Annotated in this window: 8 protein-coding genes; 3 read left to right on the top strand and 5 right to left on the bottom strand. The window is 34.7% G+C overall.

Translation table 11 applies throughout. The features are described from left to right. Positions 1 to 5: 5 nt before the first annotated feature. Positions 6 to 2,123 carry a TonB-dependent siderophore receptor gene (locus tag AP058_RS02695; RefSeq protein WP_066306687.1) on the bottom strand — a complete coding sequence of 706 codons (2,118 nt, stop codon included), beginning with the start codon at positions 2,121 to 2,123 and terminating at the stop codon, positions 6 to 8. Between the two features lie 102 nt (positions 2,124 to 2,225). On the opposite strand from AP058_RS02695, the gene AP058_RS02690 reads away from it, so the two are divergent. Beyond that, on the top strand, positions 2,226 to 3,137 hold the full coding sequence (locus AP058_RS02690; RefSeq protein ID WP_066306686.1) for a DUF6607 family protein: 912 nt from the start codon (positions 2,226 to 2,228) through the stop codon (positions 3,135 to 3,137). 82 nt (positions 3,138 to 3,219) lie between these two features. Here the strand turns inward: AP058_RS02690 and argS are convergent, their stop codons facing one another. Beyond that, positions 3,220 to 5,001, bottom strand: coding sequence for an arginine--tRNA ligase (argS, locus tag AP058_RS02685; RefSeq protein ID WP_066306683.1), 1,782 nt, complete (start codon positions 4,999 to 5,001; stop codon positions 3,220 to 3,222). Between the two features lie 183 nt (positions 5,002 to 5,184). Between argS and AP058_RS02680 the strand changes: the two genes are divergently transcribed. Beyond that, a complete protein-coding gene (locus tag AP058_RS02680; protein WP_066306680.1) occupies positions 5,185 to 7,599 on the top strand; it encodes an outer membrane beta-barrel family protein in 2,415 nt (804 codons plus the stop codon). Positions 7,600 to 7,699: 100 nt separating this feature from the next. On the opposite strand, the gene AP058_RS02675 is transcribed toward AP058_RS02680, so the two are convergent. Next, entirely contained in the window at positions 7,700 to 8,374 is a 675-nt protein-coding gene (locus AP058_RS02675) for a copper homeostasis protein CutC (RefSeq protein ID WP_066306677.1), read from the bottom strand. Positions 8,375 to 8,463: 89 nt separating this feature from the next. Then, positions 8,464 to 9,471 (bottom strand): 3-oxoacyl-ACP synthase III family protein, encoded by a 1,008-nt coding sequence (locus AP058_RS02670; RefSeq protein WP_066306675.1) that lies wholly within the window; start codon positions 9,469 to 9,471, stop codon positions 8,464 to 8,466. A gap of 264 nt (positions 9,472 to 9,735) precedes the next feature. Here AP058_RS02670 and AP058_RS02665 point away from each other — a divergent pair, with 264 nt between their 5' ends. Beyond that, positions 9,736 to 12,147 carry a prolyl oligopeptidase family serine peptidase gene (locus tag AP058_RS02665; protein WP_066306673.1) on the top strand — a complete coding sequence of 804 codons (2,412 nt, stop codon included), beginning with the start codon at positions 9,736 to 9,738 and terminating at the stop codon, positions 12,145 to 12,147. A 62-nt stretch (positions 12,148 to 12,209) separates the two neighbouring features. Here AP058_RS02665 and AP058_RS02660 read toward each other — a convergent pair whose 3' ends face one another. Further along, on the bottom strand, positions 12,210 to 13,160 hold the full coding sequence (locus tag AP058_RS02660) for an ABC transporter ATP-binding protein (RefSeq protein WP_066306671.1): 951 nt from the start codon (positions 13,158 to 13,160) through the stop codon (positions 12,210 to 12,212). Between the last annotated feature and the right edge of the window lie 60 nt (positions 13,161 to 13,220).

The raw sequence follows: 13,220 nt of genomic DNA, 5'->3' as shown, positions 1-13,220 counted from the left end.
TAGTATTAATTAAAATTAAGCTTATACGTGAGTTTGATAAAAAAAGAGCGTCCATAAGCCAACATTACATTGGAAGAAGTGGCGTGGGCAGCAGCTGTATCGGTTTTGGATTGAAGTACATTAGAAACATTAAATAAATTCCTTGATCCCATAACTGTTTCGATTCTGTCATTAAAAAATGTTTTGCGAATCGAAGCATCCAACCAATTGCTTGCTCCGATCTCAGAAATGACATAAGCCGAAGTTCCTTCTACAAATTGCTGTGTTTTACCATTGTATTTGTAATAAGCAGAAAAAGTAGTTGCCCATTTTGGAACCGTATACGCAAGGCTGCTATTTAAATTGAATGAGTATAAAAAGGTATCGTCTGAAGCAAAAATTTGATTGTCTATTTGACGGGAAACACCAATAAATGAAGCTCCCAAATTAAAGCTAAAGTTTCCTTTTTGAAATTGATTTACAGTCGAAGCATTCCACATTTGATACTTACTGATGTTAATAAATTGATACATCGGATTTCCGGTAACCTCATTAAAACCAATCAAAGCCATATCTATTCGGTCATCAACATTCATAAAACTCCCATTCAGCATAGTAGACAGTTGCCAACCAGAATTTAAGTAAGTGGTCTTTTTCAAGCTAGTTTCGTAAGAAGTGCTTTTTTCGGGTACAAGATTTTCATTTCCTGTAAAAAAATGTCCGTCAAAAATTTGTTGGGAATACAACTCCTCAAAATTGGGAGTTCGAAATGATTTACCAAACGAAATGCGGTACTCGATTCCGCTATTAAATGAATAGCGAAGTCCTAAAGAAGAAGCATATTGATTGTCGAATTGAGATTGAGCTGAAAACCGAATTCCCGGTCGAATAGCCATTTTTTTGGTGACATTTACTTCTGAAGAAGCAAAAAAATCATAATTGTCGATCTTTTTTCGAATAGGAACAATCACATTATTTGCTTCTTGCACCAAAGCAAAACCCTTGTTATTTACAAACTCATATCCCAATTGCAAATCGAAGATGTCACTATTAAAAAAGTCATTGAAAGTTCCAATAGTATACAAAACTTCCATAGATTGATCTCTTGCTTCCAATACATTAGCCTCTGTTTTTGTGTACAAATAATACGTAAAATCTTCTACATTTCTAGTTTGTTTTTGATGCGAAAGAGACAGGTTGTAATTTAGTTTAGAGAATAATTTTCCAGTCGCATTTAAATTATGAAAATACCGATTGGTCAAATACCTATTATCATCAGCATATCTATACGAACCCAACGTTGTGTTGTATCCTGATTGTACGGTATTGTTATAATAATCAATTGTTTCGTCTAAAAATTCCAACTTGTAAAAAGCTCTAAAGTTATTTTTATGAAAAGCAATTAAGGCTGTAGCATTGACTTGTTCTTTTGGAAGCCAATTGTAACCTCTAGTAAAATCAGTTTCTAAGTATTCTTTACCATTTTTATTTCCCAAATAACCTTGAAAATCATTTCTATTAACTCCTAAACTCACAAACCAATTGTCGTTTATACTATTCGCAACACGCAACGACTGAATGTGTCTTCCTTTATCAAAAAAACTAAATTCGTTGCCCACTGTTTCTTCTTGTGCAGCGGCAGAAACATTCCATTTGTACCGAGATGATTTTTTAGTAATAATGTTTAAAACACCACTAATTGCATTGGCTCCATATGCAACTCCCATAGAACCTTCGACAATTTCTATTTGCTCAATATCACTTAAATTTATTTGCGATAAATCGGTATTATTTCCAAAACCTTGCTCACTGACTAAAGGCACGTTATCCACTAAAATTTTAAAATATTGCGAATCTAAACCAAACAACGAAACGGAAGATCGTCCCGTAGAACTACTAGGGCGAACCGTAATATTTAAATATTGGTTCAGTACATCAGCCAAATTAGCTGCCGCTAGATTTTGAATGTCAGCATTAGAAATTATACGCACATTAAAAACCGATTTCTTAATGGATTGTGGCTCAAAATGCCCCGTTATAACTACCTCTGCTAATTGTTCGTCTGAGGCAATACTGTCTTTTACTTGAGCGAAAAGCGAGCCGCAAAAAAGAAGGCCTAAAAAGATACTATTTTTGAAATTCATTATTTTTATTTAATCTTAATAATTTTAGCAAATGTAATATTATTTTTATTTAATCTAAATAAATATATATATTTGCTCAAAAAAAAATTAAAAACACCCTTTATGATTTCAAAAAGACACTACTTCTCCGCTTTAATCGCACTTAGTACCACGCTTGGATTTAGTCAAGAAAATAAAAAACAGCAAGACATTCAATCCATAAAGTCGATGTGCGGTTGTTACGAAGTGAAATTCAATTTTACCGAAACTTTTCAGTATCCAAAAGATACCGCTACTTATCAGCCCTCAAAAACCAAACACGATTACGGCTTAGAATGGGTAGAATTACTAGAAGACAATCCCAATAAAATTGTTTTACAGCATTTATTGATCGTTAGTGATGATATGATTATTAAACATTGGAGACAAGATTGGCTGTATGAAAACACCAAATTGTATGCTTTTGATAAAGAAAAAACATGGAAGTTTATCAAACTGAATCCAAAAGACGTTAAAGGACAATGGACTCAAAAAGTATTTCAAGTAGATGATAGTCCGAGATACGAAGGTTCTGCTAGTTGGGTTCACGTTGATGGCAAAAATTATTGGACCAATGTTGCTGATGCTCCTCTACCAAGAAGAGAGCAAACACACCGAAATGATTACAATGTTTTGAAAAGAAGAAACATACATGAAATTACAGCGACAGGTTGGAACCACGAACAAGACAACGCCAAAGTATTGCGCACGGATGCTCAAAAAGACTATGTTGTTGCCGAAGAAAAGGGTTTTGATGTGTATACCAAAGTAGATGATTCTAAATGTGTTGCCGCGCAAAAATGGTGGATTACCAACAAGCCTTTATGGAAAAACGTACGCACCAAATGGGATGTAATTTTTGCTCAAGACAAAGATCTTATTTTAGAGAACAAGGTCGAAAGAAAACCATTGTATTCGTATTTATTTGATTTAAAACCAGACGCGACCAAAGCTGAAAGTGATGCTATTATTGACAAATTTGTCGTTAAAAAATAAATGTTTGAGTTAGTTAATTGCAAAAGAGCCGTTAGTTTTTATGACTATCGGCTCTTTTATTTTATAACAGTAACTGTTTCATTTACATTCTTTCTGGAACTTCAATTCCCAATAATTTAAAAGCACCTTTAATCACTTCGGCTACTTTTTGAGACAATTGTACACGGAATACTTTTTTAGCCAAATCTTCTTCACCTAAAATATGTACCGATTGATAAAATGAATTGTACTCTTTTACCAAATCATAGGTATAATTGGCAATTAAAGCGGGACTGTGATTTTGAGCGGCACTTTGAATTACTTCAGCAAATAACTCTACTTGTTTTACCAACTCTTTTTCTTTTTCATGCAATTCAAAATCTAATGAAACTGCTGCAGAAAAATCAAAATCGGCTTTTCGAATAATCGATTGAATTCGCGCGTACGTATATTGAATAAACGGACCTGTATTTCCAGCAAAATCAACTGATTCTTCTGGATTAAATAAAATACGTTTTTTAGGATCTACTTTCAAAATATAATATTTTAAAGCTCCTAGACCAATCGTACTGTATAATTTCGCTTTTTCTTCTGCTGAATAACTGTCTAATTTGCCTAATTCTTCTGAGATTTTTTGAGCCGTATCGGTCATGTCTTGCATCAATTCATCAGCATCGACCACTGTTCCTTCGCGGCTTTTCATTTTTCCAGAAGGCAAATCTACCATTCCGTATGATAAATGATACAAGCTCGAAGCCCAATCAAAACCTAACTTTTTCAGAATCAAAAACAATACTTTAAAGTGATAATCTTGTTCGTTACCAACGGTGTAAACCATTCCGCCTACATCTGGATTGTCTTTTACACGCTGAATCGCGGTTCCAATATCTTGGGTCATGTAGACCGCAGTTCCGTCAGAACGCAACACAATTTTGCGATCCAAACCTTCGTCAGTCAAATCAATCCAAACGGAACCGTCAGGATCTTTTTCAAAAACACCTTTATCCAAACCGACTTGCACCACATCTTTACCTAATAAATAGGTATTGCTTTCGTAATAATATTGATCAAAATCAACTCCTAAATTTTTATAAGTAACGGCAAAACCATCATAAACCCATCGGTTCATTTTCTTCCAAAGTGACAAAACTTGCTCTTCTCCTGCTTCCCATTTTTGAAGCATTTGTTGCGCTTCTATAATAATCGGCGCCTGCTTTTTGGCTTCCTCTTCGGTTTTTCCTTCAGCCATTAATTGATTGATTTCTACTTTGTAGGCTTTATCAAAAGCTACATAATAGTTACCCACCAATTTATCTCCTTTTAAACCAGTACTTTCTGGAGTTTCTCCGTTTCCGAATCGTTCCCAAGCCAACATCGATTTACAAATATGAATTCCACGGTCATTGATCACCTGTGTCTTATATACTTTTTTACCCGAAGCTTTTAAAATTTCAGCTACCGAATACCCCAATAAATTATTACGAACGTGCCCCAAATGCAATGGTTTATTGGTATTTGGCGAAGAATATTCGACCATAATTGCTTTGTCATCTGAATTGGAATCTACAAAACCAAAACTAGCATTGTCTTTTATGGTATTGAAAAAATCCAAATAATACGAATCTGAAATAACGATATTTAAAAATCCTGAAACTACATTAAAACGAGCTACTTCTGATACATTTTCTACTAAATAATTTCCGATTTTAGTTCCCAATTCAACTGGATTGCTTTTAACCACTTTCAACAACGGAAAAATAACCATTGTAATATCGCCTTCAAACTCTTTTCGAGTGGTTTGAAATTCGATTTTCTCGACAGTTGCACCAAATAAAGCTTGAATCGCTTGTTGTATAGAAGGAGTAAGAATTTTTGATAATGACATGTAAACGTATTTTTAAAGTGTGCAAATATACTTCTTATTGCCCAAATACAGAAAACACAAAAGGTTTAAAAATCAGGCCATAGGCCACTTTACATGTTAAAAAATAAAAAAACATCAAAAAAAGTGTAACATAATCCAGATTTAAAAGTCTTAATAGTAATCATCAATCAAAAATAATCAATCATGAAAATCAAATTATTTATCGTACTATTTTTAGGAATGGTCGGTTGGGCTGAAGCTCAAAACAATGGAAATGTATCTGGAAAAGTAAACGAGAACAGTTCAAACGTGCCTATTTCTTACGCTACCGTTACTTTAAAAGAAAACGGAAAAACAATCAACAGCGCCGTTACCAACGACAATGGAGAATTTGACTTCAAAAACATTGCTCTAAAAAATTATGTACTAGAAGTGCAATACATCGGTTTTAAAAATTATACTGCTGCCGTAAATCTAACCGCTAATCCAACTGCGAATTTTAAGATTAATTTAGAAGAAGCGGCAACCGAATTAAAAGGTGTAAATATAATTGCCGAACGTTCTACAATGGAACAAAAAATCGATCGTAAAGTGATTACTGTTGGAAAAGATTTAACAACCGCTGGCGCCACTGCTTCGGACATTATGAGTAATGTACCGTCCGTAAATGTAGATCAAGACGGAAAAATATCACTTCGTGGCAATCAAAATGTCAGAGTTTTAATTGACGGAAGAGTGAGCACTATTGATGCTGCACAATTACTAAAACAAATTCCGTCTACTTCGATTAAAAAAATTGAACTAATCACCAATCCAAGTGCAAAGTACAATCCAGAAGGAATGTCGGGGATTATCAATATCATTTTGCATAAAAATGCCAACAATGGTTTCAACGGAAGCTACAGTGGCGGAATTACCTTTGCTGAAACAGCAAAATTCAACCAATCATTAGATGCTAATTATAAAGTAGGAAAAGTAAATTTCTTTGGAAATTTCGGAAACAATTCGGGACTAAAACACAATCAAGGTCAAATCAATCGCCTCGACGTTCCCACTTCTCAAAAATTAAATATCCTGAATGACAACGATTCGTACTTATACAAAATTGGAATGGATTATTTAATTGACGACAATAACACTGTATCGTTTTACACCAATCAAAATAAATTTACAGGCAAAACAAATGTACAAACTACTGTTGATTACAAAAATGCTAGCCCAACTAGCGCTAACATCTTTCAAGAAGGACTCTATGGCGGAACCGATATTACAGGAACTTACAACCTTGCTTACAAACATTTGTTCACAAAAGAAGGTCACACTTTAGATATCGAAGGAAATTATAGCAATTACAAAGAAGATCAAGGGGCAAACTTCGATACTCGCGTAACCAACCAAAACAATACAATTGACTCAAGCATTTACAATGATAATTTAGAAGACAGTCGTAAACTAAGCACTGTCAATATCGATTATGTAAATCCATTAAACGAAAAAACAACATTAGAAGCTGGTGCTGAAGCTAGAATTACCAGAACAAGTAATGAGTACGCCACTGGAAACCCATCTGTTCCTGCTGACGAAAGAATCTCTAATTATACGTACGATACCGACATTTATTCCGCTTATGTAACCTTTGGGCAAAAGTTCAATAAATTTAGTTACCAAATAGGAGGCCGTTTTGAAAGTTATAAGGTCGTTGCAAATTTAAACAAGGGCCTTGCCAAATTTGAAGATGATTACATTACGTTATATCCGTCGGCCTATTTGACTTATAATTTGAACGAGAAAAATACGTTGCAATTGAGTTACAGTCGCCGTGTCGATCGTCCGAGTTTAGAACAAACTAAACCCATCAGAGAATTTTCAACTCCGTTAATTACTTCGTACGGAAACCCAGAATTACGCCCTCAATTTACCAATTCAGTAGAAATAAATTATACTAAAACTTTTAACAAAGGCAGTTTTACAACAGGTATTTACTATCGAAACATCAACGACCAAATTAGTCGTGTAATTTCTCCAGACGAAAGTGACCAAACGCAGCAGAAGCAAATTATGACGTACACCAATTTCGCTCATAATACAGCGTACGGTTTTGAGGTTTCTGCCAATTACAAAATAACCAAATGGTGGGACATTCAACCGTCTATTGATTTTTCAAGCATCAATCAAGAAGGTATTGTATTTAAATACAATCCAACCACAAACCAGACTAGTCCGTTGTCAAGAAATATTAATGTTTCGTCTTTGAACACGCGTTTGAACTCTAATTTTAAAGCGAATAAGCGGTTGAGTTTTTTACTTTTCGGATTTTACAACAATGCCGTTGAGGAGATTCAAAACGATCGAAAAGCAATGTATAAAATAGATGCTGGCGCTCGTTACACTTTATTGAACAATAAAATGAGTATAAGTGTTCGTTTTAATGATGTTTTTGATACAATGAAATATTCGTTTGATACCGAATATCCTTATCCGCAAAAAGGTGAATTTAATTGGGAAAGCCAATCTGTTTATTTTGGCTTGAATTACAATTTTGGCGGTGGAAAAAATAAAAGTTTGCAACGCAAGCAACGTGAGGACAACACCAGTAAAGATGGCGGCGGCATGTTTTAAAGACAACCAACTCAATTTTAATTTTTTGAATTAGTTTTTGTAGTAAAAAAAAGCCGAAGTTTAACTACTTCGGCTTTTTTGATTTTTAACTTTTCTACTTTTAAGAAAGCACTTTTTTTAACTTAATTATTTCCTCGATACTCGGAACATCAGTTTCATCTAAAACAGCCGAAGAATGATATATATTTGGTCCTAATCTTTCTAGCAATAAATTGATATTAGTGGATCGAATGCCGCCACCTGGAATAATTTTAATTCGCGTATTAGCGATACGAATCAAATTTTCAAGAACATCAATTCCAGCGATAGCATTAACTGCACCTCCTGAAGTTAAAATAGACGAAAATCCAATTTTTATAAGTTGTTCCAATGCCTGGTGGGGGTCTGGAACATCATCAAAAGCACGATGAAAAGTACAAGGCAGTGGGTTCGCCAGTTGCACCAATTCTGAATTTTGTTTTTCGTTTACCGTTCCGTCTTCATTTAAAATTCCGAATACAAAGCCATCTGCATTTAGATTCTTAAAATCAAGAACGGCTCTTTTCATTGCATTAAATTCAGCTTCATTGTACACAAAACTTCCACCACGTGGACGAATCATTACATACAATTCTGAGGTTGTATTTTCTCTTGCAGCTGCAACCAACATACTACTCGGACTAATTCCTCCAACAGACATATCCAAACACAATTCAATTCTATCTGCTCCGTTTTCTTGTGCAAGTACAACAGAGTACAGTCCGAAGCAAGCAATCTCTAATTGATTTTTTTTCATTTGAGTAGATTTTTTGTTTGGGTATTACTCCAATATACAAAAAAACCTATTCAGATTGAATAGGTTTTAACATTACTATAGTATTTTATCTACCATTTTATGATGGCACTTGCCCAAGTAAAACCACTACCAAAAGCAGCTAAAACAACAGTGTCTCCGGATTTAATTTTTCCTTTTTCCCAAGCTTCTGTCAATGCGATAGGGATAGAGGCTGCGGTAGTATTACCATATTTCTGAATGTTGTTATACACTTGATCATCAGAAAGTTTGAATTTATTTTGGATGAACTGCGATATTCTTAAATTCGCTTGATGCGGAATCAACATGTCAATATCAGAAACTTCTAGATTATTGGCTGCTAAGCCTTCATTAATAACCTCGGCAAAACGAACTACTGCATTTTTAAACACAAATTGTCCATTCATGTACGGATAATAACTTTCGTCATTTGGATCATTGTCTGCAATAATATCAGTTACCCAGCGACCACCCATTCCTGGAGCTTGCAAAGCTAACTCTTCAGCATGCTGCCCTTCCGAATGTAAGTGTGTTGACAAAATTCCTTTGGTCGTATCTTCTTCACGACTTAAAACTGCTGCTCCTGCTCCATCACCAAAAATAACAGAAACGCCACGTCCACGAGTCGTCATGTCTAATCCGGTCGAATGAACTTCAGAACCAATCACCAAAATGTTTTTATACATTCCAGTCTTTATATATTGATCTGCTACTGAAATCGCATAGATAAAACCCGAACACTGATTTCTCACGTCCAAAGCTCCCACTGTGCGCAATCCTAAATCACGTTGTACCAAAACTCCTGGTCCTGGAAAATAATAATCTGGACTTAAAGTAGCAAAAACAACAAAATCTATATCATCTTTCGCAATTCCAGCACGTTCGATCGCAATTTCTGCTGCTTTTACGCCCATCGAGGTGGTCGTGTCTTCTCCACGTACAATGTACCTGCGTTCTTGTATGCCTGTTCGCTCCTGAATCCACTCATCATTAGTGTCTATTACCTTTGACAAATCGTCATTAGTTACCACATTGGAAGGAACATAATACCCTAAACCTGCTATTTTCGAATGATACATATTCTATTTTATTCGTTAAGAAATTGGATTGCAAATTTAAACATCTTTTAAAAAGCAAAGACACAATTTAGTGTTTTTTTCGAAATTACAGATTTAATGTTTACAAAATTATTAAAATGATATATTTGGTTTTCAATTATTTTTCTGCGCAATTCTTAAACAGCAGATTAAAAGACGTTTATTAAAATTTTATTTTACCAATTGCTATTAAACTTTATTGAACTAATTTAGTCCAATATAATCAAAAGCTAAACCCAACTGTTTATGAAATTAAAATCAACCTTGCTGTTTTTTGTTACAACCATTTTTGCTGGCTATGCGCAAGAAAATGTAACCTATCAAAAACCACCGCAATCTATCCTAGCGCTCGCAGATTTCGAAAGAGCGCCGTCTGCTAGTATGGATTCTAAAAAAGAGTACATGCTTTTATCTTACAGAAGCACTTATAAAACATTAGAAGACTTGAGTCAAGATGAATTGCGTTTAGGTGGTTTACGCATCAACCCCATTACCAATATTTCGAACACGGTAACGTATATGAACAATCTTAAAATCAAAAAAATAAAAGATTCAAAAGATGTTCAAGTAAGTGGTTTACCCGAAAATCCCAAGATCACGTATTTAACTTGGGCTCCAAACGAGACAAAGATTGCTTTTACCAATACTACTGCGGCCGGAGTTGAACTTTGGGTTATTGATGTTGCTACTGCAAAAGCAACTCGATTGACCGATGCAACTGTCAACGCGAATTTAGGAAATCCGATAAATTGGTTTACTGATAACGAATCTATTTTAGTTACGATATTGCCGAAAAACAAACCTTCTTTATTAGACAATAAGAAAGATTTACCAAAAGGACCGATTGTTTCTAATTCTGATGGTGCTAAATCACAAAACAGAACGTATCCTGACTTATTAAAAAACAAAATAGATGAGGCTAACTTTGAAAGTATTGCTACGTCTGAATTGTACAAAGTAAGTTTAAATGGACAGTCAACTTTGTTTAAAAATGCAGCAATGTACACTGACGAAAGCTTTTCTCCTGACGGAAAATATGTTTTGTTGACTACGCTAAAAAAACCGTTTTCGTATATCGTTCCTTTAAATCGTTTTCCACAAACTAGTAGCGTGTACGATATTGCCGGAAATGAAATTAAAACCGTAAACGAAGTGCCTTTAAATGAAATTATGCCGAAAGGATTTTCTTCGGTACGTAAAGGAAAAAGGAACATGAATTGGCGTGCAGACAAACCTGCTACTTTGTATTTTGTAGAAGCCTTGGATGAAGGTGATTCATCTAAAAAAGCAGAATATAGAGACGAGGTATTTGTTTGGGATGCTCCTTTTACTGCCACTCCAACTGCACTAGTAAAAACGCAACAACGTTATGCAGGAATTATTTGGGGTAACGAAACCAATGCGATTTTGTTTGATTCTTGGTATGACACTCGTAACACCAAAACGTACGTAATCAATCCGTCGAAACCAGGAGAAACGCCAAAAATAATTTCGGATAGAAATTCACAAGATGTATATTCCGATCCAGGATCTTTCGAAACTAGAAAAAATCAATTTAATAGAAAAACATTAGCGATTGAAAACAACAAAGCTTTTTTAATTGGAGATGGACTTACGCAAAAAGGACAATTTCCTTTTATTGATGAGTTGGATTTAAATTCCTTAAAGACAAACCGAATCTATACCTCAACTTATACTGACAAAAAAGAAAGTTTATTATCTATAGAAGATTTTAAAAAAGGAGAAGTTTTGGTACAAATTCAATCTAAAAGTGATTATCCAAATTATTACTTTAGAAACATCAGACAAAAAAACAAACTAACGCAAATAACTCACTTTGCAAATCCGTTTGAGAGTATTAAAAATGTATACAAAGAAGTAATTAAATACAAAAGAAAAGACGGTGTGGAGTTGTCTGGAACCTTGTATTTACCGGTTGGTTATGATCGTGTAAAAAAAGAAAAATTACCCTTATTAATTTGGGCTTATCCAACAGAATATAAAGACAAAAATTCTGCTGGCCAAGTTACTTCAAATCCAAACGAATTTACTTTTCCAAGTTATGGCTCTTTTATTTACTGGGTCACTCGCGGTTATGTTGTTTTAGATGACGCTGCTTTTCCAATTGTGGGAGAAGGAACCACAGAGCCAAACGATACTTTTATCGAGCAGTTGGTTGACAATGCTTCGGCAGCAATTAATGCTGTTGATGCGCTAGGATATATTGACACTAAAAAAGTAGCCATTGGAGGACACTCGTATGGTGCTTTTATGACTGCTAATTTGTTGACGCATTCTAAACTTTTTGCCTGCGGAATTGCGCGCAGTGGGGCATACAACAGAACCTTAACTCCATTTGGTTTTCAGAGAGAACAACGTAATTACTGGGAAGTTCCTGCAATTTATAACGAAATGTCTCCGTTTATGAATGCAGAAAAAATGAAAACACCACTTCTTTTGGTACACGGTGAAGCGGACAATAATCCTGGTACGTTTACTTTGCAAACAGAGCGTTATTTCCAAGCTTTAAACGGACTTGGAGCACCAGCACGTATGGTAATTTTACCTAAAGAAAGTCATGGTTACGCTGCCAAAGACAATATTTTACATTTACTGTGGGAAGAAGATCAATTTTTAGAAAAATACCTAAAAAACTAACCTCCACTTACACTTAAAAAAAAGCCATAAACACTTTACAGCGTTTATGGCTTTTCTTTTTTTTACAGATAATTCAATCCGATAAAAAAAGATTCGTCTATTGGTAAGTCGATTTCACTTTCAAAGAAAATAAGTTGTCTTTTATACACTGATTCAATCAAGTAATGGCTACCTCTAAAATAGGATTTTCTAATTTTTACTTGCAAGTTAGATTCCGAAACCATCTCAAATTGATGCGGGTATACTAACGTTTTATGGCTCTCATCTTCGTAAGGAAGCAATAAGTGTGTTGCAATCTCATTTACTTCGCCAAACAATGACGCTACATATTTTGAAGTTGGATTTTCATAAATTTCTATTGGATTGCCTTTGATCAAGACTTCTCCATGACGCATCACAATTGCTTCATCAGAAAATGATAAGGCATCAGTGCTGTCGTGTGTAGCAATAATACAAGTAATTTGTTTTTGCTTCAAGTAGCGAAATAAGTTACGACGCAACGAGTTTTTTCTGAAAGCATCAATCTGACTGAAGGGCTCGTCTAGCAAAATCACTTCTGGCTCCAAAGCCAATACTCTAACCAAAGCGACACGTTGTTGTTGACCACCACTCAAATACTTCGCTTTTACATTGGCAAACTGGTCCATCTCTACCATTTCCAATAACTCTTGAATGCGCAATTTTTTCATATTTGCAAAACCATTCGAAAGAAATTTACCCACATTTTCGGCTACGGTTTCATACAACGATAAGTCAAAGTCTTGAGCCAAATATTTCATGTACGACATTCCTGGAACTAAATTATACTTAGGCCCTAAAATGGCTTTTTCATCATAAGAAATTGATCCTTCATCAACATCATACAAACCATAAATAAGCTTTAATAAAGTACTTTTTCCGCAACCACTTTCTCCGATGATGGAAATATTTTGTCCCTTTTCAATGGTAAAAGAAATATTTTTTAAAACTGGACTATCGGTGTACGTGAACGAAATATTTTTAACTGCTAACATGCTACTATTTTGAATTGCAAAATTACAATCTTTAATTTAATTTTTGGACCATAAAAAAAG

It is taken from the genome of Flavobacterium sp. TAB 87 (genome assembly GCF_001529295.1).
Taxonomy (GTDB): Bacteria; Bacteroidota; Bacteroidia; order Flavobacteriales; family Flavobacteriaceae; genus Flavobacterium.
Note: the sequence above shows the minus strand (reverse complement) of the source record. Positions and strands in the feature narration are given on the sequence as shown.